The 21,347-nt window shown below is 65.1% G+C and carries 16 protein-coding genes and 1 tRNA gene; 8 read left to right on the forward strand and 9 right to left on the reverse strand.

The annotated features are described in order from the left end of the window. Positions 1–360: 360 nt before the first annotated feature. The 8 genes from ATE67_RS09195 to ATE67_RS09230 all read left to right on the forward strand — a co-directional run bounded on the left by ATE67_RS09195 (position 361) and on the right by ATE67_RS09230 (position 10,286). A complete protein-coding gene (locus tag ATE67_RS09195; protein WP_058816461.1) occupies positions 361–1,707 on the forward strand; it encodes a glutamine synthetase family protein in 1,347 nt (448 codons plus the stop codon). 59 nt (positions 1,708–1,766) lie between these two features. Further along, positions 1,767–3,035, forward strand: coding sequence for an NAD(P)/FAD-dependent oxidoreductase (locus ATE67_RS09200; RefSeq protein ID WP_058816462.1), 1,269 nt, complete (start codon positions 1,767–1,769; stop codon positions 3,033–3,035). Continuing rightward, a complete protein-coding gene (locus ATE67_RS09205; RefSeq protein WP_058816463.1) occupies positions 3,032–4,375 on the forward strand; it encodes an aspartate aminotransferase family protein in 1,344 nt (447 codons plus the stop codon). The genes ATE67_RS09200 and ATE67_RS09205 overlap by 4 nt, the downstream gene beginning before the upstream one ends. Before the next feature lie 7 nt (positions 4,376–4,382). Continuing rightward, positions 4,383–5,774, forward strand: coding sequence for a glutamine synthetase family protein (locus tag ATE67_RS09210; RefSeq protein WP_058816464.1), 1,392 nt, complete (start codon positions 4,383–4,385; stop codon positions 5,772–5,774). A gap of 240 nt (positions 5,775–6,014) precedes the next feature. Beyond that, positions 6,015–7,121, forward strand: a complete 1,107-nt coding sequence (locus tag ATE67_RS09215; RefSeq protein WP_058816465.1) for an ABC transporter substrate-binding protein — start codon at positions 6,015–6,017, stop codon at positions 7,119–7,121. A gap of 147 nt (positions 7,122–7,268) precedes the next feature. Continuing rightward, entirely contained in the window at positions 7,269–8,174 is a 906-nt protein-coding gene (locus ATE67_RS09220; RefSeq protein WP_058816466.1) for an ABC transporter permease, read from the forward strand. After that, entirely contained in the window at positions 8,174–9,019 is an 846-nt protein-coding gene (locus ATE67_RS09225) for an ABC transporter permease (RefSeq protein ID WP_058816467.1), read from the forward strand. The genes ATE67_RS09220 and ATE67_RS09225 overlap by 1 nt, the downstream gene beginning before the upstream one ends. A gap of 133 nt (positions 9,020–9,152) precedes the next feature. Then, positions 9,153–10,286, forward strand: coding sequence for an ABC transporter ATP-binding protein (locus tag ATE67_RS09230; RefSeq protein ID WP_058816468.1), 1,134 nt, complete (start codon positions 9,153–9,155; stop codon positions 10,284–10,286). Between the two features lie 94 nt (positions 10,287–10,380). Here ATE67_RS09230 and ATE67_RS09235 read toward each other — a convergent pair whose 3' ends face one another. The 9 genes from ATE67_RS09235 to glyS all read right to left on the reverse strand — a co-directional run bounded on the left by ATE67_RS09235 (position 10,381) and on the right by glyS (position 21,212). Next, complete coding sequence (locus tag ATE67_RS09235) at positions 10,381–11,319, reverse strand: DUF808 domain-containing protein (protein ID WP_058816469.1); 939 nt, start codon at positions 11,317–11,319, stop codon at positions 10,381–10,383. Between the two features lie 171 nt (positions 11,320–11,490). Next, a complete protein-coding gene (locus tag ATE67_RS09240; protein ID WP_058816470.1) occupies positions 11,491–12,864 on the reverse strand; it encodes an aspartate aminotransferase family protein in 1,374 nt (457 codons plus the stop codon). A 106-nt stretch (positions 12,865–12,970) separates the two neighbouring features. Continuing rightward, the gene (locus tag ATE67_RS09245; RefSeq protein ID WP_058816471.1) at positions 12,971–13,711 is read right to left on the reverse strand and encodes a gamma-glutamyl-gamma-aminobutyrate hydrolase family protein; all 741 of its coding nucleotides are present in this window, start codon (positions 13,709–13,711) and stop codon (positions 12,971–12,973) included. Positions 13,712–13,754: 43 nt separating this feature from the next. Then, on the reverse strand, positions 13,755–14,726 hold the full coding sequence (gene glk, locus ATE67_RS09250) for a glucokinase (protein ID WP_058816472.1): 972 nt from the start codon (positions 14,724–14,726) through the stop codon (positions 13,755–13,757). A 172-nt stretch (positions 14,727–14,898) separates the two neighbouring features. Beyond that, a tRNA-Arg gene (locus tag ATE67_RS09255) sits at positions 14,899–14,975 on the reverse strand. Positions 14,976–15,019: 44 nt separating this feature from the next. Then, the gene (locus ATE67_RS09260; protein WP_058816473.1) at positions 15,020–15,547 is read right to left on the reverse strand and encodes a DUF1254 domain-containing protein; all 528 of its coding nucleotides are present in this window, start codon (positions 15,545–15,547) and stop codon (positions 15,020–15,022) included. Between the two features lies 1 nt (position 15,548). After that, the gene (locus tag ATE67_RS09265; RefSeq protein WP_058816474.1) at positions 15,549–16,124 is read right to left on the reverse strand and encodes a DUF1214 domain-containing protein; all 576 of its coding nucleotides are present in this window, start codon (positions 16,122–16,124) and stop codon (positions 15,549–15,551) included. A 22-nt stretch (positions 16,125–16,146) separates the two neighbouring features. After that, positions 16,147–18,807 carry a pyruvate, phosphate dikinase gene (ppdK, locus tag ATE67_RS09270; protein WP_058816475.1) on the reverse strand — a complete coding sequence of 887 codons (2,661 nt, stop codon included), beginning with the start codon at positions 18,805–18,807 and terminating at the stop codon, positions 16,147–16,149. Positions 18,808–19,013: 206 nt separating this feature from the next. Further along, positions 19,014–21,212 carry a glycine--tRNA ligase subunit beta gene (gene glyS / locus ATE67_RS09275; protein WP_058816476.1) on the reverse strand — a complete coding sequence of 733 codons (2,199 nt, stop codon included), beginning with the start codon at positions 21,210–21,212 and terminating at the stop codon, positions 19,014–19,016. Positions 21,213–21,347: the final 135 nt, after the last annotated feature.

A 21,347-nucleotide genomic window follows, 5' to 3' on the forward strand; every position in this document is an offset into this window, starting at 1 on the left:
GGACAGCGAAAAATTGGGGGGTGGGGAGCGGACGTTAACATAGTCCGTCGCCCCCGCGAAGGCGGGGGCCGTCGTCGGCCTTGCGCAACGGCTCCAGCGGCCCCCGCCTTCGCGGGGGCGACGGCAACTACCCGTCGCTTTCGGTCGTTCCCTTATCCGTTCATGTCGAGCGAAGTCGAGACACCCATCGACCTCACATCGCGCCGAGGCATCAGGCGGCAACCGGTCGAATCCAGACGCCCCGCTCGCGCAACTACACCGCGAAAAATGGCCGATAACGGCCCCTCTGGCGCTTCGTTCAAGCTTGCGATAGGCTGGCCTTCCACAAACGGGCCGGCTCCTCGGCCCAATCGGGGGCTCATGTCAGTCAATCTGGAACAATGGATCAGCGACCATAAAATCGACGAAGTCGAATGTATCGTCCCCGACATCAACGGGGTGCAGCGCGGCAAGGTTCTGCCCGCCAAGAAGTTCCTCTCCTCGGTCAAGGACAAGTCGCTCCGCATCCCGGGCAGCGTCTTCATCTGCACGATCGACGGCCATTATCCCGAGGATATCGACGATATCTGGGACAAGGATCCCGACAAGATATTGATCGCCGACCCGAGCACCATCTGCGTCGCGCCCGGCTTCACCTCGCCGACCGCCTTCGTCATCGCCGACGCCTTCAACGGCGACGGGACCGAGGTCGACATTGCGCCGCGCACCATCCTCAAGAAAGTGCTCGGGCTCTATGCCGACAAGGGCTGGAAACCGATCATCGCGCCCGAGGTCGAATTCTACCTCGTCTCGCAGAACGCCGACCCCGATTTCCCGCTGACCCCGCCCATTGGTCGGTCGGGGCGCAGCGAAAGCGCGAGCCAGCCCTATGGGCTGGAGGCGATGAACGAATATGAGGATATCATCGATCATATCTATGACGATTGCGAGCTGATGGGGCTCGATATCGACACGATGATCCACGAAATGGGCGCCGCGCAGCTCGAGGTCAATTTCGAGCATGGCGACCCGCTGCGGCTCGCCGACGAGGTCTTCCTGTTCAAGCGCGTCGTGCGCAACGTCGCGAAGCAGCACGACGTCTATGCGACCTTCATGGCCAATCCGATGGCGGGCCAGCCGGGCAGCGCCATGCATATCCACCAGTCGGTCGTCGATGTCGCGAGCGGCAAGAATCTCTTCTCGACCGCGAACGGCCGCGACAGCGCCGCCTTCCGCTCCTATGTCGCGGGCCTGATCCGCTTCATGCCGCAAATCTCGCCGATGTGGGCGCCCAATGTGAACAGTTTCCGCCGGATGCGCCCTGACAGCGCGGCGCCGATCAATGTTCAGTGGGGCGTCGACAACCGGAGCTGCGGCTTCCGCGTGCCGGTGTCGGACAAGGCCAATCGCCGCGTCGAAAACCGCCTGCCCGGCGCCGACAGCAACCCCTATCTGGCGATCGCGGCGTCGCTCGTCTGCGGCTATATCGGCATGGTCGACCGGATGGTCCCGCCGCAGCCGATCACCGGCAGCGCCTACAACCGCGCGCGCACCCTGCCGCGCACGCTGGAGGCCGCGCTCGACCGGTTCAGCTCGTGCAAGAAGGTCCGCAATCTGCTCGGCGACGATTTCTTCGAAATCTTCTTCGCGGTGAAGGATTATGAGCTGTTCAACTATCAGTCGGTGGTGTCGAGCTGGGAGCGCGAACATCTGCTGATGCGGGTCTGACCGTGAGCATGCCCTACCCTCTCCCGTTCGCGTCGAGCGGAATTAGGGTTGGTGTCTGAATGACCGATCCGCTCAACCACAGCCATTATGCCGCGACCGCGCATGCATGGCGCCCACGCGCGTTCGACGGCGACAATTGTAGCTGCGACGTCGCGGTGATCGGCGGCGGCTTCACGGGCCTGTCCGCCGCCCTCGCCTGCGCCGAGCGCGGCTTTTCGGTCATCCTGATCGAGCGCGAACATATCGGCTTCGGGGCATCGGGACGCAACGGTGGTCAGTTGATTCCAGGGCTGCGCTGGACGGCATCGGAGCTGGAAGAGGAGTTCGGACGCGACCGCGCCGATGCACTGTTCGACCTCTGTTGGCGGGATAATCGCGTGAAGGCGCGGATCGAAAAGCACGGCCTCGTCTGCGACCTCAAGGCTGGGCATCTGGAGGCTGCATGGACGCCAAAGGATTTCGACGCGATGCGGCGCGAGGCCGACTATCTGGCGGACCGGTTCAGCTACCGGACCGACGTCGTCGCGAAGCCCGATATGGGCGTGCATATCGCCAGCCCGCTCTACCACGGCGGCGTCCACGACCCGCAAGGCGGGCATTTCCATCCGCTGAGCTATGCGATCGGCCTCGCGCAGGCCGCCGAAGCGGCCGGCGTTCGCATCTGGGAAAATGAGCGCGCCTATCGCATCACCGACGACCCGGAGGGGCCGGGGGTGATGACCGACCGCACGCATGTCGGCGCACGCTTCGTGATCGACGCGACCGACAGCTGGATCGGCCAGGTCGAACCCGACCTCGGCCGCTACACCGTGCCGATCATGAACTATAATATCGCAACCGCTCCGCTCGCGAATGCTGACGATTTGCTTCCCAGCGACGCCGCGGTCGCCGACAGCCGCTTCGTGCTCAACTATTTCCGCCTCTCTGCCGACAAGCGCCTGATCTTCGGCGGCGGCGAGCGTTATTCGCAGACGCCGCCGCGCGATATCGCGGCGTTCGTGCGGCCGTTCATGGCCGAGGTGTTCCCGCAGATCGCCAACGCAAAGATCGACTATGGCTGGGGCGGCGCGGTGGCGGTGACGATGAACCGGCTGCCGCACATCGGCCGGCGCGGGAACGTCTTCTTCGCGCATGGTTTTTCGGGGCATGGCGCGCTGGTCACAACGCTCGCGGGCGAGCTGATCGCCGAGGCGATGGCGGGAACCGCCGAACGCTTCGACGTCTTGGCCAACCTGCCGTCTCGGCCCTTCCCCGGCGGCAAATGGCTGCGCCGACCGCTCGCGACGCTGGGGCTGCTCTACTATGCGATGAAGGACAAACTCGGATGATTGCCGAGGCCGCCATCGCGCGCGTTGCTGAACGCGAGGCCGAACGCTTCCGCGCCGCCAACCCGCGCGCCTTTGCGCATCGGGCCGTCGCGACGGGCTGGTTCCAGTCGGTGCCCTTCCACTGGATGAAGGACTGGCCAAGTCCGGTGCCCATCGTCGCGGCGTCGGCACGAGACGCCACGCTCACCAGCATCGACGGCCACACCTATGACGATTTCTGCCTCGGCGACACGGCGAGCCTGTTCGGCCACTCGCCCCCTGCGCTTGCCGCGGCGCTAGCAAGGCAGGCGGGAGAAGGGCTGAGCTATATGCTCCCGACCGAACGCGGCGCGGCATTGTCGCAACGCCTCGCGGCGATGTTCGGCCTGCCACAATGGCAGGTCACGACGACCGCCAGCGAAGCCAACCGCGCCGTCATCCGTTGGTGCCGCGGGATCAGCGGGCGGCGCAAGATCCTGATCTTCAACGGTGCCTATCACGGCGCGGTCGACGACGCGTTCGTGGATCTGAAGGGCGGCGATCCGGCGATGCGCGCGAGCCTGATCGGGCAAGTCCACGACCTTCGCGACACCACGACCGTCATCGAGTTCAACGACCAGGACGCGGTCGCCGCCGCACTGCGCAGCGGCGACATCGCCTGCGTCCTTGCCGAACCGGTCATGACCAATGTCGGCATGGTGCGCGACGCGCCGGGCTTTCTCGCGGCGCTCCGCAAGCTTTGCGACGAGACCGCCACCCTGCTGGTGTTCGACGAAACGCACACCATCTCCTCGGGCTATGGCGGCCATGGCGTCACCCACGGCCCGCGGCCCGACCTGATGGTGATCGGCAAGTCGATCGGCGGCGGCGTGCCCTGCGCGGTCTATGGCTTCAGCGCCGAAGTTGCCGAACGCATGGCCGCACTCAACGCCGCGCGCCCGGCCGGGCACAGCGGCATCGGCACGACGCTCTCGGCCAACGCGCTCGCGATCACCGCGATGGACACGATGCTGGGCGACGTCATCACGCCCGCCGCCTACGATCATATGCTGCGCGGCGCGGCGCGGCTCCTCGCCGGGCTCGAAGCGGAAATCGCGGGCGTCGGTCTCGAATGGCGCGTTGCCCAGGTCGGCGCCCGGGTCGAGTTCCTGACCTGTCCCACCCCGCCCCGCAATGGCGGCGAGGCGAAGGCCGCGATGCACCCCGCCCTCGAGGCCGCGATCCACCTCTTCCTTGCGAACCGCGGGATTTTGCTGGCGCCGTTCCACAATATGATGTTGGTGAGCCCGGTTACGTCGGACGACCAGATCGACCGGCTCGTCGGCGCTTTCGCCGACTGTACAAGAGCGTTGAAGGAGTAGAGGGGCGATGTCGAAATCATCGGGCGCGATCGCGCCGCGGTCGGAGGCCGAGGAATTTTTCCGCGCCAATCCCGACGTCGATTCGATCGAGATGATCTATACCGACATGGGCGGCGTCCCGCGCGGCAAGCGCCTCCGCCAGCACGAAGTGCTCGCGGTCTATGAAAGCGGCCGCATGTTCCCCGGCTCGATCACCGTCGTCGACATCACCGGGCAGGATACAGTCGAGACCGGCCTCGTCTGGGAGGATGGCGACGCCGACCGCTCGATGAAGCCGATCCCCGGCACCCTCGTCCGCACCCCGTGGGGCGGCGACAATGCGGCGCAATTCCTCGTGGATTTTTACGAACTCGACGGCACCCCGCACGACCTCGACCCGCGCCACGTCCTCGGCCGCGTCATCGACCGCTTCACCGCCGACGGCCTGACCCCGGTGCTGGCGGTCGAGCTCGAATTCTACCTCGTCGACCCGCGCCGCGCCCGCGACGGACGGGTCCGCCCCGCCCGCCCCGCCTACAGCCGTGACAAGCCGCGCAATGTCGAGGTCTATGGCCTGCGCGAGCTTGACGATTTCCGGCCCTTCTTCGACGCGCTTTATGCGGCGACCGACGTGCAGGGCATTCCGCTCGAAAGCGCGATTTCGGAATTCGCACCCGGCCAGTTCGAACTGACCCTGCGCCACAAGCCCGATGCGCTCCGCGCTTGCGACGATGCGATCATGTACAAGCGCCTCGTCAAGGCGATCGCACAGCAACAGGGCCTCGAGGCGACCTTCATGGCCAAGCCGTTCGCCGATCAGGCGGGCAGCGGCATGCACATCCACGTCTCGGTCAACGATGACAAAGGCAGCAACATCTTCGCCAGCGAAGACCCCGAAGGCACCCCCGCGCTTCGCCACGCGATCGGCGGCATGATCGGCACCGTCGGCGACGGCTTCGCGCTCTTCGCCCCGCACGCGAACAGCTATCGCCGGTTCAAGGCGAACAGCTATGCCCCCGTCGCGCCGACCTGGGGCGTCAACAACCGCACCGTCTCCTTCCGCATCCCCGCCGGCCCGCCGCCGAGCCGCCATGTCGAGCATCGCGCGTGCGGCGCCGACGCCAATCCCTATCTCGCCGTCGCGGCCGTCCTCGCCGGAATGCATCACGGCATGACGAACCAGACCGACCCCGGCGCCGCCGTCGTCGGCAACGGCTACGACCGCGACAACAGCGGCGACGACAAGCCACCGTCGAACTGGTTCGCCGCCGTCGACCGCTTCCAAGCGTCACCGCTGATGCGCGACTATCTCGGCAACCGCTTCGTCGACATGTTCAGCATCGTGAAGCGCGTCGAACAGAACAACTATTTCAGCGTCGTCCCGACGCTCGATTACGACTGGTATCTGCGCAACGCATGACCCCCCGCTCGTCACCCTGAACTTGTTTCAGGGTCCATGGCGCGATCTTTCGATTTGCGCTGCGAATACGAACAGGGCCGACCATGGATGCTGAAACAAGTTCAGCATGACGAAAGACAAACACAGCCTTGCGGCAAGGCAACGCATGAATGTTCCACAATTTATTGGTGCAGCGCAAAAAAGCCTCTTCCCAAGGTGCCATTATTGAGTCAGCTTGACGTCACAATCAGGGAGGCAATCATGGATCTGAACGAACTGCTCGCGCAGGGCCGCAACCGTCGCTCGCTGCTCCAGGCCATGGGCGTCGCCGCCATCGGCATCAGCTTTGGAGGCCTCGCCGCCTGCAGCAAGGGCGAAGGCAAGAAGCTTGCGAACGGCGAAGAGGTCAAGCTCAACTTCTACAACTGGGATACTTACATCGGCGAGACGACGCTCGACGATTTCAAGGAAAGCAACGGCGTCGATGTCACGATGGACCTCTTCGACAGCAACGACACGCTGTTCGCGAAGTTCAAGGCGGGCAATCCCGGTTATGACGTCATCGTGCCGTCGAACGACTTCGTCGAGCGCATGGTCCGCGCCGACATGCTCCAGCCGCTCGATCACGCGTTGATCCCGAACATCAAGAATGTCGATCCGGCCTTCATCAACGTGGATTATGATCCGGGCCGCAAATTCTCGATGCCCTACACTTGGCTCGTCCTCGGCATCGGCTATCGCAAGTCGAAGGTGAAGGCCAAGCCCGACAGCTGGAAAGTGCTGTTCGACAGCCCCGAATATGCCGGCCGCATCGCCTGGCTGTCGGAGGCCGGCGATATGTTCCGCCTTTACGGCAAATATCTCGGCAAGTCGGTCAATTCGCTGACGCCCGCCGATGTCGAAACCATCTCGGCGATGATGATCAAGCAGAAGCCGAACGTGAAAAAATTCCACGAGGACGACGGGCAGGATTTGCTGCTGAAGGGCGACGTCGATCTGGTGCTCGAATATAATGGCGACATCGCGCAGGCGATGGTCGAGGACGACGATCTCGATTTCGTCGTGCCCAAGGAAGGCAGCCAGCTCAATTCCGACACGCTGTGCATTCCGAAGGGCGCGCCGCATCCGAAAAATGCCCACGCCTTCATCAACTATCTGCTCGATGCCGAGGTCGGCAAGAAGATCACCGAAACCATCCTCTACCCGACCCCGAACCTCGCGGCGAAGGCGCTGATGCCCGATACGTACAAGAACAACCCGGTCATCTTCCCGCCCGCGGATGTTCTCGCGAAATGCGAATATGCGAAGTTCAACGAGACGCTGCAGCCGCTCTATGAAGAAGCCTTCACCAAGGTGCGGGCTTCTTGATGTCAGGCATTGGAAAAGTACCTGTGTCCCCGCGAAGGCGGGGACCCATCTCCGGTCGGTCCGAAATAGCACCGTCCGGTGATGGGCTCCCGTCTGCGCGGGAGCACACAGCCTTTTATTCATAGGTCAACTGGAGGCATCGGGGGGATGGCCGAGCAGGACTGGAAATCGAACAAACGGGTGTTCGCGGCGGTGTCGCTGCCGACGATCCTGTGGGTTCTGCTCTTCTTCCTCGTGCCGATGGCGATCGTCTGGGTCTACAGCTTCGGCGAGAATCGCGGTCTGACCGACATCGAATTTTCGGGCACCCTCGAAAATTACAAGCGCGCGACCGAGTGGCTTTATGTGACCATCTTCGGCAAGAGCTTCGCGGTCGCGGCGCTCGTCACGCTGATCTGCCTGATCATCGGCTTTCCGGTGGCGATGGCGATCACCTTCGCCAGCGAGAAATGGCGGCCCTGGCTGCTGCTGGGTATCATGCTGCCCTTCTGGACCAACCTGCTCATCCGCACCTATGCGCTGATGATGCTGCTCGGGACGCAGGGCTATGCGAACAAGGGGCTGGAAAGCCTGTGGGGTGGCGCGAGCTGGTTTCGGACCCTCGTCGGCCTGCAGCCGCTGCCGACCTGGGAGCCGGTGCAGCTGCTCTTCAACAATTTCGCCGTCGTTTTCGGGTTGGTCTATGTCCACCTGCCCTTCATGGTGCTCCCGCTCTACGCCGCGCTCGACCGCCTCGACCGCAGCCTGATTGAGGCGAGCCTCGACCTTGGCGCCGGCCATTTCCGCACGATCATGCGCATCGTCGTCCCGCTTGCCGCGCCCGGCATCGTCGCGGGGGTGATGATCACGCTGATCCCCGCGCTCGGCGCGTATCTCACGCCCGATCTGATGGGCGGCACCGACAGCCAGATGATCGCCAACGTGATCGAACGCCAGTTCAAGAAGGCGAACGACTGGCCTTTCGGCGCCGCGCTCTCCTTCCTGCTGATCTACGCCATGTTCATCCTCATCGCGCTGCAGGCGATGCGCAAGAAAGTGCCGGAGGTTCGCTGATGGCCCTCTTCGCCCGCACCCCGATTGCTCCGCTCGAATATAGCCGCACACTGTGGATGCGGCTGTGGGTCGGGCTGGTGATGCTGTTCCTCTATGCGCCGCTCTTCGTGCTGATGATCTTCAGCTTCAACGACAGCAAGCGCAACGTCGTGTGGCGCGGCTTCACCACCAAATATTATGAAAAGGCGCTCGGCAACGACCAGCTGGTCGAGGCGCTCGTCAACTCGCTGACCATCGCGGCGCTCGCAACGATCGTCAGCCTGATGCTGGGCGCGGTCGCGGCGGTGATGCTGTGGCGCTTTCGCTTCCCGCTGAAGGGCGCCGTCGACGGGACGATCTCGCTGCCGATCATCGTCCCCGAAATCTGCATGGGTGTCGCCTTCCTGATCTTCTTCGCGAAGTGGCTCGAATGGCCAACCGACCTGATCTGGCCGTTCAATCTCGGCGCGATCATCATCGCGCACATCACCTTCTGTTTTCCCTTCGTGACGATGGTTGTGCGCTCGCGGCTCGCGAGCTTCAACCGCGAGCAGGAGGAGGCCGCAAAGGATCTTAGCGCGGGCGAATGGGCGGTGTTCCGCGACGTGCTGATCCCGCACATGAAGCCCGCACTCGTCGCGGGCGCGCTGCTGTCCTTCACCTTGAGCCTCGACGATTTCGTCATCACCTATTTCACCAGCGGGCCCGACACGATCACCTTCCCGGTCAAGGTCTATTCGATGGTGCGCTTCTCGGTGACGCCCGAGGTCAATGCCGCCTCGACCCTGCTCATCATCCTGACGGTCGTCCTGACCGCCGTCGCGCTGAAGCTTCAGGGCGTGAAGGCCATCGCGGAAACCCACTGATGGCCGGTCGTTTCATTCTCCCCGTCTGCATCCCCTTCTCCGTTCGCATCGAGCGAAGTCGAGATGCCCATCGGTCGTGCCCGCCTTCACGGTGTCTCGACTTAGCTCGACACGAACGGATTTAGGACATTTTATGACCGACGCGCCGAAAAAGCCGATCATCCAGATCCAGAATGTCACCAAGCGGTTCGGCAAGGTCGCGGCGGTCGACAATGTCAGCCTGGACATCCTGGCCGGTGAATTCTTCGTGCTGCTCGGCCCCTCGGGCTGCGGCAAGACGACGCTGCTGCGCATGATCGCGGGGTTCGAGCTGCCGACCGAAGGCAAGATAGTGATCGACGGGCAGGACATGGCGGGCATTCCGCCGAACAAGCGGCCGGTGAACATGGTGTTCCAGAGCTATGCCGTTTTCCCGCACATGAGCGTCGCCGACAATGTCGCCTATGGCCTGAAGATCGCCGGCGTGAAGGGCGGCGAGGTCAGGGACCGCGTCGCCGAGGCGCTCGAGCTGGTCAAGCTTGGCGGGTTCGAGGATCGGATGCCCGACCAGATGTCGGGCGGCCAGCGCCAGCGCGTCGCGCTTGCACGCAGCCTGATCATGCGTCCGAAGGTGCTGCTGCTCGACGAGCCGCTGTCGGCGCTCGACGCCAAGCTGCGCGCGCAGATGCAGTTCGAGCTCGCCGAATTGCAGGATCAGGTCGGCATCACCTTCGTCACCGTGACGCACGACCAGGACGAAGCGCTGTCGATGGCGAGCCGGATCGCGGTGATCAACAAGGGCGAGGTTTCGCAGCTTGCAGGGCCGGCGGACCTCTACGAATATCCCGCAAACCGCTTCGTCGCCGACTTCGTGGGGTCGGTGAACATCTTCGAGGGCAAGCTGACCCTCGACGAGCCCGACAAGGCGGCGGTCGACTGCCCGGGGCTCGGCAAGGTCTATCTCAATCACGGGGTCACCGGCCCGCACGGCGCCGACGTCTGGGTCGCGCTACGCCCCGAGAAAATCTATCTCCACGTTCCCGGCGAGGGCAAGGCGGTGCGCGCGGCGGCGCAGGACGCGCCCGAAGAGCATAATTTCGCGCGCGGCTGCATCAAGGGCATGTCCTATCTCGGCGACATCACACTTTACGACATATTGCTTGAATCGGGCGCTCGCCTGCGCGTCTCGCGCCCGAACCTGTCGCGCCACGACCAGGAGGATTTCACTTGGGACGACAAGGTCAGCATGCACTGGCGCGCCGACAGCCCGGTGGTGCTGCTGGGATAGCCTCGCGACATTCCCCTTTCGTCATCCCGGACTTGATCCGGGATCCATAGCAGCTTTGAAGTCTTGGACCCCGGATCAAGTCCGGGGTGACGAGTTAATGCGCCGCCTTCTTCCCCGGCAGAAAGTGCAGGACGCCGGCAATCACGCCGCCGAGCAGCAGCCCGAAAATGCCCGCCCCGCCCGCATTGATCAGCCATTCCCACACGCCCGCGCCGGGCAGGCCGCCCGCGACCGAATGCGCGAAATCATGGAGGCCGTGGCCGATATTGCCGATGTCATATTCGTCGAGCCCGTGCAGCACGATCTGGCCACCGACCCACAGCATCGCGGCGGTCCCGATCAGCGCGAGCGCCGCCAACAGCTTCGGCATGAAGGCGACCAGCCCGCGGCCGATCGCCTTGCGCGCCGCATTGCCCTCCCGGGCCATGTGCAGGCCGATATCGTCCATCTTCACGATCAGCCCGACGACGCCATAGACCGCGACCGTGATCACGATCGCCACCACGGCAAGCGTCGCGGCGCGCATCGCGAAATGCTCGTCGAGCACCTCGTTGAGCGCGATCACCATGATCTCGGCCGACAGGATGAAGTCGGTGCGCACCGCCCCCTTCACCATCGCCTCTTCATGATCCTTGTCGGCGACGATCCCGGCGTCTTCCTCCAGGCTCGTCTCGTCCTTCTGCAGCGAGTGCAGCACCTTCTCCGCCCCCTCGAAACACAGATAAGCGCCGCCCAGCATCAACAGCGGCGTGATCGCCCACGGCACGAAGGTCGACAGGATCAGCAGCGCCGGCAGGATCAGCACCAGCTTGTTGAAGATCGACCCCTTGGTGATCCGCCAGATGATCGGCAGTTCGCGGTCGGGGGTGAAGCCGGTGACATAGCGCGGCGTCACCGCGGTATCGTCGACCACGACCCCCGCCGCCTTGACCCCGGCCTTCGACGCCGCGGCGCCGATATCGTCGATGCTCGCGGCGGCGACCTTGGCGATGGTGGCGATGTCGTCGAGCAGGGCAAAAAGGCCGGATGGCATGGGGTTAAACGTTTCCTCTAAGTGATTGAGCTTCCCCTCTAACCGCTCGCCCTGAGCTTGTCGAAGGTCGTTTGCTCCCTTTTTGTCATCCCGGCGAAGGCCGGGATCTCACCCCGGCCGCCTGTCGCACCGGCGAGATCCCGGCCTTCGCCGGGATGACGAACCAAAGGTTCAGAAGGCGCGGAGTTTCGGCATCACCTCATCGAGCGATTTGCGGATGATGGCAACCATCTCGTCGATCTGTTCGGTGGTGATGATCAACGGCGGGCACATGACCAGACTGTCGCGGATCCCGCGCACCATCAGCCCGTTCGCGATGCACGCGTCGCGCGCCATTGGCCCCGCGGTTCCCTCGGCGCCGCCGAAGCGCGCCCGCGTTTCCTTGTCGGCGACGATCTCGACCGCGCCGAGCAGCCCGACCGAGCGCGTCTCGCCGACGAGCGGATGATCGTTCAGCGTCGCGAGCGCCGTCGCCAGATGCGGCCCGCTGACGCTGCCGGTGCGTTCGACGAGGCCCTCGCGCTCGATGATCTCGATATTCCTGAGCGCGACCGCCGCCGCGACCGGATGCCCCGAATAGGTAAAGCCGTGGACGAAATCGCCGCCGGTCTTCAGCGCATCCACGACATGGCTGGCGACCGCAGTCGCCGAGATCGGCAGATAACCCGACGACAGCCCCTTCGCCATCGGCATCAGGTCGGGGGTAAAGCCCATCGTCTCGTGCCCCCACATCCTGCCCGTCCGCCCGAAGCCGCAGATCACCTCGTCGGCGACGACCAGCAGGCCATATTTGCGCGCCACCGCCTCGACCTTGGGCCAATATCCCTTGGGCGGAATGATCACGCCGCCCGCGCCCTGCACCGGCTCGCCGATGAAGGCGGCGCAATTTTCGGGACCGACCTCCAGAATCTTGTCCTCGATCGCCTGCACGCAGGCATCGCAAAATTCCTCCTCGGTCATCCCCTGCCCCTCGTTAAAGGCATAGGGCTGGCGGACATGTTCGACGCCGGGGATCGGCAGATCGCCCTGCGCGTGCATCGCTTTCATCCCGCCGAGCGAGACGCCTGCGACGGTCGAACCATGATAGGCGTTCCAGCGGCTGATGAAGACGGTGCGCTTCGGCTCGCCCTTCAGCTTCCAATAATGGCGCACCATACGGAACACCGTATCGTTCGCCTCGCTGCCCGAGGCGTTGAAGAAGACATGCGGCAGGCGATTGCCGGTGAGCGAGGCGATTTTCGCCGCCAGCGTCACCGTCGGCGGCGTCGCGGTCTTGAAGAAGGTGTTGTAGAAGGGCAGCTCGCGCATCTGCGCCGCCGCCGCTTCGACCAGCTCCTCGCGGCCGTAACCGACGTTGACGCACCACAGGCCCGCCATCCCGTCGAGGATGCGGTGACCGTCACCGTCGTGGATATAGCAGCCCTCGGCATGCGTGATGATGCGGCTGCCGCCCAGCCGCTCGATCTCGGCCCAGTCGGCCTGCGCGGGAAGATGGTGCGCGACGTCGAGGCGGCGCAGTTCGGCGATGTCGTGATTGCGGGGCATGTCAAAACTCCTGATTGTCGGAAAACGGAAAGAAACCGGCTTCCGGACAATCAGGGCGAAAAGCTGATCCGCGCGAGATAGCGGTCATAACGGGTGACGCGGCGGTTCATAATTCGCCTCTTAACGCGCGCCCGAGAAGGTGGAAATAGGTCTGGCTCTGGCCGTTCGCATCGGTCGCCCATTCGGGATGCCATTGCACCGCAAGCAACGGCGCGCCGTTCGGCCGCGCGCTGTACGCCTCGACCAGCCCATCGGGCGCTCGTGCCTCGACCGTCAGCCCGTCGGCCAATTCGCCGATGCCCTGATAATGGACCGAGTTCACGTCCAGCGACGGCGTTTCATAAGCCGCCGCGAGCAAGCCGCCCTCGACTAGGTCGACCTTGTGATGATGATCGAACATCGCGTCGAACGCGACGCCGTCGGGCGCATGGTGGTGCAACAATTGCGCGCTCGCCGACGTATCCCGCCGCAGCGTGCCACCCAGGGCAACATTGATCTCCTGAAACCCCCGACAGATGCCGAAGAGCGGCCGCTGCGCCGCGATGACCGCCTCGACGAGTTCGGTCATCATCCGATCGCGGTCGGGATCGAACGGCCCCTCGCCCTCGGCCGGATCGCCGTACAGGGCGGGCGCGACATTGGAGGGCGTCCCGGTCAGCAGGACGCCATCGAGCCGTCCGACGATTTCGTCGGCCCGCATATAATCGGGCAGCGACGGGATGATCAGCGCCGCGCAGTCGGCATGGCGCATCGCCGCGGTCGCATAGCGGTTGATCACCGTTTGCGCGATCTCGGTCCCGACGGAGCGGTTGCAGGCGATGATGCCGAGGACGGGGCGTGCGGGCATGCGTCCTTGCTGCCGATTTTACCGCCGCTGCGCCAGCGGAATCTTAGGCGTACTGCCGCGCGAAGGCCGCCGCCGCGCCGAACAACCCCGGCTGCGGGTGGGTGATCAGCTTGACCGGGATCGCCGCCATGAAATTCTCGAACCGCCCCTTGGCGACGAAGCGCTCGGGAAAGCCCGAGCGGACGAGCTGGTCGCGGATGCGAAGGCCAAGACCGCCCGCGATGACAACCCCCGACGCGCCCTGCGCCAGCGCGAGATCGCCGGCGACGCTGCCGAGCGACAGGCAGAAGCGGTCGGCGGCGGCCGCTGCGAGCGCGTCCTCGCCGCTCATCGCCTGCGCCCAGATCGTCCGGTCGTCGAGCGGCGTGATCGCGCGGCCCTCCATGCTCGCCAGCGTCTCATAGATGTCGACGATGCCCGGTCCCGAGACGATCCGTTCGATCGACACGCGCCGGTGGCGCTTGCGCAGCCGCGCGAGGATCGCGTCCTCGATGCTGTCGAGCGGCGCGAAGTCGATATGCCCGCCCTCGGTCGCCTGCACCCGATACTGCCCGCCGTCGCGCCAGATATGCGCGACACCCAGGCCCGTGCCGGGACCGATGATGCTGATCGTGCCCTCCGCAGGCAGCGGCGCGTCCGGGCCCGCCAGATGCTCGAAATATCCGGCGTCCGCCTGCGCGACCGCATGACCGACCGCCTCGAAGTCATTGACCAGCACATGCCGATCGACGTTCAGCTTCTCGCCGATCAGCGCGGGACGGATGATCCAGGGGTTGTTGGTGAAACGAATGATCTCGCCGCGGGTCGGCCCTGCAATCGCAATGGCGACCGCGCGCGGCAACGCACCGCCTTGTTGCTGCTCGAAATCCTGCCACGCGGTCTGAAAACTCGCATGGTCCTTCGTATGGAGGGTGGTCTCCGGGCCGAGCGAGGTAACGCGCCCGCCCGCGACCTCGGCGATCGCAAATCGCGCGTGGGTGCCGCCGATATCGACCGTGACGATGGCTTCGCTCATGACTCTCCCTCGCCGGATAGTGGTTCCGGACGTGTTCGGAATGTCCCAGCGCCGTCGCCGATGCAACAGGGCATAGCTATGCGCGGCTCCCCGTCGCACCCGGCATCAGCCCGGGAAGCCGACGGATGCCGAAGCCCGCGCGCCGCGCCAAAAATCCGCAATTTTCGGGAAATGGCGCACCCGGAACGATTCGAACGTCCGACCCCCAGATTCGTAGTCTGGTGCTCTATCCAGCTGAGCTACGGGTGCGTGGAGGGGAGCCTTTAGGGGGCAGTTCGCGGGCGCGCAACCCCCTATTTCGGATTTGTGACCACGCGGCACGACGATTGGCGGCGCGCAGCGTCGAGAGCCCCGATTTCCGCCGGATCCTTCAGCAAAAGCCGGATCAGCGCGATGCCCTTGTCATGCCCGGTGCGGATGACCTCAGCGCCCGCCGGCACCGCCTGCCCCTCACGCGCAACGATGATTCGGTAGGGCTTGCCGCCTGCCTCGACATCGTTGCGGACGAAAATGACGTCGGTGGCGGCGTCGAAGACGCTCAAGGAACTATAGCGCCCCGGCACCGGCGTCACGTCGATCGCCAGCGGCCCTGCCGACAGGTCATAGGGACAGCTTGAATAGGCTAGGTCGGGGCTCGGCCGCACCACCGGCTGGCGCGCCGGGGTCGCCAGATTGCCATAGGACATGCGGTTGATCCCGCCCTGCCCCAGTCGCTCGATCGCGACATTCATCAGGCTGTACGGCAGGAAATGAATGACGGCCGCGGTGGTCGCCGCAGCGACGATCAGGCCGGCGAGAACGGGACCGAGCCAGCGCCGCATCTCAACACCCCTTCTTGACGATGCGCGGCAGCGCCGCCTTCGCCGGGTCGGCGCGGAAGTCTTGGCCGGGATTATACATGCGCAGCGTCAGATGAAAGGGCTGCCCCTTCGTTCCCGGCAGCCATGCACCGTCGGCCGGTTTGTCGGGCGCGACCGTGACGCGCCACTCGCCCTTGGCGTCGAGCGCGACATTGGCGCCGTTCACCGACCAGCGGTTTGCCGGATTGGCGACCAGATAGCCCGCGGCGTCATAGATGGTGACGCTCCACCAGCGCGCGTCGAGCGCGGTCCCCGACAGGCTGTATCGGCAATCGCCATCGAGCGGCGCACCGCTCGCGTCGGTCTTCGCCGACCAATAGACGGTTTCCTTGGCCGGCAGCGCGAGCAGCCCGCCGCGCGCCACTCGGGCGCGGGTCAACGCGTCGGTCGCCTTTGTCCCGTAACCGAGCGAGGTCGACCATGGGCCATTGTGGATCCCGCCGTCGCCGAAGCCGTTGCCGGTCAGCGCCCAGGCGGCGCCAAGACCCACCGCCAATCCGCCCGCCACAGCGATCGCATAACGGTGCCAGCTCTTCATGGCGTCTCCCCCCCCCTCGCGCTTATCCCTTTTTCAGGGCCGCCTGCGCCGCCGCCAGCCGGGCGATCGGCACGCGATACGGCGAAGCGCTGACGTAATCGAGGCTGGTTTTCTCGCAGAAATGGATGCTCGGCGCGTCGCCGCCATGCTCGCCGCAGATGCCGAGTTTGATGCCCGCGCGCGTGCCGCGGCCGCGCTCGGCGGCAAGCTCGATCAGCTGGCCCACCCCCTCGACGTCGAGGCTGACGAACGGGTCGGTCAGGAAGATGCCCTTGTCGACATATTGCGTCAGGAAGCGGCCCGCATCGTCGCGGCTTATCCCGATCGTCGTCTGCGTCAGGTCGTTGGTGCCGAAGCTGAAGAATTCGGCGCTCTCGGCAATCTCGCCCGCCATCAGCGCGGCGCGCGGCAATTCGATCATCGTGCCGACAAGGTACGCGATCTCGCGGCCCTTTTCGGCAAACACCGCCTTGGCTTGGCTATCGACGACCGCCTTCATCAGGTCGAATTCGCGGCGCGTCGCCACCAGCGGGATCATCACCTCGGGGATCGGCGCGGCTCCGGTGTCGGCGGCGACGTCGCACGCCGCCTCGAAGATCGCGCGCGCCTGCATCTCGTATATTTCGGGATAGGTGACGCCGAGGCGGCAGCCGCGATGGCCAAGCATCGGGTTGAACTCGTGGAGTTCATTGGCGCGTGCCTTGAGCGCCTCGATCCCGACGCCCGCCGCCTCGGCGACGTCGGCGAAATCCTCTTCGCGCGTCGGCAGGAATTCGTGGAGCGGCGGATCGAGCAGGCGGATCGTCACCGGCAACCCCGCCATCACCCGGAAGATCGCGGCAAAGTCGCCGCGCTGTTCAGGGAGCAGCTTGGCGAGCGCAGCGCGGCGGCCGTCCTCGCTGTCCGCCAGGATCATCTCGCGCACCGCGGTGATGCGCGCGGCGTCGAAGAACATATGCTCGGTGCGGCAGAGCCCGATGCCTTCGGCGCCGAAGTCGCGCGCGACCTGCGCGTCCTGCGGCGTCTCGGCGTTGGTGCGCACCTTCATGCGGCGCACCTTGTCGGCCCAAGCCATCAGCGTGCCGAAATCGCCGACCAGTTCGGGCAGCAAGGTCGGAACCTCGCCTGCCATCACCTCGCCGGTCGAACCGTCGAGGGTCAGGATATCGCCTTCGCGCAGTTCGCGCCCGCCAACGCGCAGCACGCGCGCCGCGCCGTCGATCGAGAGGCCCCCGGCGCCCGAGACGCACGGACGCCCCATGCCGCGTGCGACGACCGCCGCATGGCTGGTCATCCCGCCGCGCGCGGTCAGAATGCCCTTTGCGGCGTGCATGCCGTGAATATCCTCGGGGCTCGTTTCGACACGGACGAGGATCACCGCCTCGCCCATGCCTGCGGCCTTTTCGGCGCTGTCGGCGTCGAACATGATCTTGCCCGATGCCGCGCCGGGGCTGGCGGGCAGCCCCTTGGTCAGCACGTCGCGCGGCGCCTTCGGGTCGAGCGTCGGGTGGAGCAGCTGGTCGAGTGCGCCGGGATCGACGCGGCCCACGGCTTCCTCTTCGCTGATCAGCCCTTCGGCCGCCATGTCGACCGCGATCTTCAGCGCTGCCTTGGCGGTGCGCTTGCCCGAACGCGTCTGCAGCATCCACAGCGTCCCGCGTTCGACGGTGAACTCGATGTCCTGCATGTCGCGATAGTGCGTTTCGAGCGTATCGAAGACGCGGCCGAGCTCGGCGAAGGTCTCGGGCATCGCCTCTTCCATCGACAGCGGCTTGGCGCCGGCCTTTTCGCGCGCGATTTTCGTCAGATATTGCGGCGTGCGGATGCCCGCGACGACGTCCTCGCCCTGCGCGTTGATCAGCCATTCGCCGTACCAGGCGCGCTCGCCCGTCGCGGGGTCGCGGGTGAACGCAACGCCGGTGGCCGAGGTGTCGCCCATATTGCCGAACACCATCGCCTGCACATTGACCGCGGTCCCCCATTCGCCGGGGATCGAGTTCAGGCGGCGATAGACTTTCGCGCGGTCGCTTTCCCAGCTTGCAAAGACGGCGCCGATTGCGCCCCACAGCTGGTCCTTCGGCTCCTGCGGGAACGGCGCGCCGGTCTCGCGCGCAACGATCGCCTGATACTCCTTGACCAGCGCCTGCCAGTCCTCGGCCGCCATTTCGGTGTCGAGATAGAAGCCGCGGTCCTCCTTGGCGATTTCCAGTGCTTCCTCGAACTCGGCATGGTCGAGCCCCATGACGACGTCGGCGTACATCTGGACGAAGCGGCGATAACTGTCCCATGCGAAACGCGGGTCACCCGACGCTTCGGACAGGCCGACGACGGTGCGGTCGTTGAGGCCGAGGTTGAGGACGGTGTCCATCATCCCCGGCATCGACACGCGCGCGCCCGAACGGACCGAGACGAGCAAGGGATCGGCCGCGTCGCCGAATGTCTTGCCCGTGATGCCCTCGATATGCGCGATTCCCGCGGCCACTTCCTCGACCAGACCTGCCGGGAATTGCTCGCCATTCGCATAATATTGGGTGCAGACGTCGGTGGTGATCGTAAAGCCCGGGGGCACCGGCAGGCCGATCGAGGCCATTTCGGCGAGGTTCGATCCCTTGCCGCCCAGCAATTCCTTCGACCGCTCGCGCGTGGTCGCGTCGCCGCCGAACAAATGCACCATCGTCGTCATGTCTTACTCCTGCTGCCCCGGGGAGGAGGTTGCGGCTGGGTAGGTATGCAATCGCACTTCGTCGATTCAATTTTACTTCGTTCGTTATAAGCTAACCGGTATTCTTACCCCGTTCGCATCGCGCGAAGTCGAGATGCCCATCGGTCGTTCGTGCCTTCAGCGTGTCTCGACTTCGCTCGACACGAACGGAATTTCTGTGCCGGCCCCTACCCCTCGATCTTCGAGAAATCGGCGACCCCGTGCACCGCGCCGGTAAAGCGCGCGAGCAGACCGAGGCGATAAGCGCGGACCGCTTCGTCCGGATCGTTGACCATCACACCCTCGAAAAAGGCGTCGATCGGCGCGCGCAGCGAAGCGAGCGCAGCCATGGCATCGGTGAAGCGTTCTTCGGTGACGGCAGCGGCGGCGGCGGGCTCGGCGGCGTCGAGCGCAGCGAGCAGCACACGATCCACATCGGTCGCCCCCGCGAAGGCGGGGGCCGTTGTCGTGGGAGCACTACCTCCACCGGCCCCCGCCTCCGCGGGGGCGACAGCAATATCCGCCTGCTTCAGGATATTCGCCGCGCGCTTGTAGCCCGCGAGCAGGTTGGCGCCGTCCTCGGTCGCCATGAAGGCCTGCAACGCCTTCACGCGCGCGAGCAGGCGGACGAGATCATCCTCGCCGCCGAGCGCGAACACCGCGTCGATCAGGTCGTGGCGAACGCCCGCTTCGCGCTGCTGGACCTTGAGGCGGTCAGCGAAGAAGTCGAGAACGTCCCAAACCTCCTGCGCCAGTTCCTCGTCAAAGCCGTTTCTCGCCACCAAAACTGTTAGGCTTGGGCTACCCAGCACTGGCGCTCCGCTTTCAAGAGCATGCCTGTTTGACGCCGTCACCTGGGAAGACTCCTTCGCCAGTCTAACCGCGATCGAAAGAAGCTTCGTCAAAGGCAGCCGGAGGTTGCTGCTCTGTATCGTTGAGAGCGAAGCCAGCGCAGCACGTCGCAGCGCAAAAGGATCCTTTGAGCCTGTTGGGGGTAGCCGAATAGCAAAGAAGCTGGTCAGCGTATCCAGCTTGTCCGCCAACGCCACAGCCACCGTCACCGGCGCAGTCGGCACGTCATCACCCTGCCCGACCGGCTTGTAATGATCGCGGATCGCGTCGGCCACCGCATCGGGCAGGCCTTCGGCGCGGGCGTAATAGCCGCCCATCAGGCCCTGCAATTCGGGGAATTCGCCGACCATTTCGGTGACGAGGTCGGCCTTTGCCAGTTCGGCCGCCTGCCGCGCGAGCGCGGGGTCGCAGTTCGGGACGATGCCTTCGCTCGCCAGCCATTCGGCGAGCTTCGCGACGCGCTCGACCTTATCCGCAACCGTGCCTAGCTTTTCGTGGAAGGTGATGCGATCCAGCTTTTTCGCGTGATCTGCCAGCTTGGTCTTGCGATCCTGCTCCCAGAAGAACCGCGCATCCGACAGCCGCGCCGCGAGCACCTTACGGTTGCCCGCGACGATCTCCGCGCCGCCGTCCTTCGCGTCGATGTTCGCGGTGCAGACGAAGCCGTTGGCGAGCTTGCCGTCGGCGCCGTTCACGACGAAATATTTCTGGTTTACGCGCGCGGTGAGCTGGATGACCTCGGGCGGCACCTCCAGAAACGCTTCGTCGAACCGCCCGAGCAAAGGCACCGGCCATTCGGTCAGCCCGGCATTCTCGATCACCAGCCCCTCGTCCTCTACTAAGCTCAGCCCGGCGTCAGCCGCGGCCTTGGCGGCGCCGTCGCGGATAATCGCCTGTCGCTCCTCATGGTCGACGATGACGTGGCAGGCGCGCAGCTTTTCGGCATAGTCCGCCGCCGAACCGATGGTGATCTCGCCCGGGCAGTGAAAGCGGTGGCCGCGCGTCGCGAAGCCCGACGCAATCCCGCCGATTTCGCACGGCACCAGTTCCTCGCCGAAGATCGCAACGATCCCCGACAGCGGGCGGACCCAGCGCAGGCTTTCGCTGCTCGCGCTGTCCTTGCCCCAGCGCATCGACTTGGGCCAGGCAAAGGCGCGGACGATCGCGGGGATCGCCTCGGCCAGAACCTCGGCGGTCGCGCGGCCGGGCTTGTCGATCACCGCGAAATACACGCCGTCGCGGTCTTCCAGCTGATCCTGCGTCAGCCCGGTCTTGCGCAAAAACCCTTCGAGCGCCTGCGGCGGCGCGCTGCTGCGCGGACCTTTCAGTTCCTCGCTGACGGCGGCGGTCGCTTGCGGAAGATCGCGTGCGATCAGCGCGAGGCGCCGCGGCGTCGACCAGACGGTAAGATCGCCCGCTTCAAGCCCCGCGGCGCTTAACTGCGCGCGGAACAATTTCTCCAGCTCGGCGCGCGCGCCGGCCTGCATGCGGGCGGGAATCTCTTCCGAGCGCAGTTCGAGAAGAAAGTCGGTCACAGCAAATCCTCCGAATCCCAAACCCCGTTCGCATCGAGCGAAGTCGAGATGCCGTGATGGAGAGCGCTTGCCTGATGGGTGTCTCGATTTCGCTCGACACGAACGGAGCTGAGAGCGGCGCGAGGATTTTGCAGA

This window comes from Sphingopyxis sp. H050, assembly GCF_001468265.1.
GTDB lineage: Bacteria > Pseudomonadota > Alphaproteobacteria > Sphingomonadales > Sphingomonadaceae > Sphingopyxis.

Bases quoted from the DNA above. Each gene is read 5' to 3' on its own strand.
- ATE67_RS09195 (WP_058816461.1), top strand. From the start codon at position 361: ATGTCAGTCAATCTGGAACAATGGATCAGCGACCATAAAATCGACGAA.
- ATE67_RS09200 (WP_058816462.1), top strand. From the start codon at position 1,767: ATGACCGATCCGCTCAACCACAGCCATTATGCCGCGACCGCGCATGCA.
- ATE67_RS09205 (WP_058816463.1), top strand. From the start codon at position 3,032: ATGATTGCCGAGGCCGCCATCGCGCGCGTTGCTGAACGCGAGGCCGAA.
- ATE67_RS09210 (WP_058816464.1), top strand. From the start codon at position 4,383: ATGTCGAAATCATCGGGCGCGATCGCGCCGCGGTCGGAGGCCGAGGAA.
- ATE67_RS09215 (WP_058816465.1), top strand. From the start codon at position 6,015: ATGGATCTGAACGAACTGCTCGCGCAGGGCCGCAACCGTCGCTCGCTG.
- ATE67_RS09220 (WP_058816466.1), top strand. From the start codon at position 7,269: ATGGCCGAGCAGGACTGGAAATCGAACAAACGGGTGTTCGCGGCGGTG.
- ATE67_RS09225 (WP_058816467.1), top strand. From the start codon at position 8,174: ATGGCCCTCTTCGCCCGCACCCCGATTGCTCCGCTCGAATATAGCCGC.
- ATE67_RS09230 (WP_058816468.1), top strand. From the start codon at position 9,153: ATGACCGACGCGCCGAAAAAGCCGATCATCCAGATCCAGAATGTCACC.
- ATE67_RS09235 (WP_058816469.1), bottom strand. From the start codon at position 11,319: ATGCCATCCGGCCTTTTTGCCCTGCTCGACGACATCGCCACCATCGCC.
- ATE67_RS09240 (WP_058816470.1), bottom strand. From the start codon at position 12,864: ATGCCCCGCAATCACGACATCGCCGAACTGCGCCGCCTCGACGTCGCG.
- ATE67_RS09245 (WP_058816471.1), bottom strand. From the start codon at position 13,711: ATGCCCGCACGCCCCGTCCTCGGCATCATCGCCTGCAACCGCTCCGTC.
- glk (WP_058816472.1), bottom strand. From the start codon at position 14,726: ATGAGCGAAGCCATCGTCACGGTCGATATCGGCGGCACCCACGCGCGA.
- ATE67_RS09260 (WP_058816473.1), bottom strand. From the start codon at position 15,547: ATGCGGCGCTGGCTCGGTCCCGTTCTCGCCGGCCTGATCGTCGCTGCG.
- ATE67_RS09265 (WP_058816474.1), bottom strand. From the start codon at position 16,124: ATGAAGAGCTGGCACCGTTATGCGATCGCTGTGGCGGGCGGATTGGCG.
- ppdK (WP_058816475.1), bottom strand. From the start codon at position 18,807: ATGACGACGATGGTGCATTTGTTCGGCGGCGACGCGACCACGCGCGAG.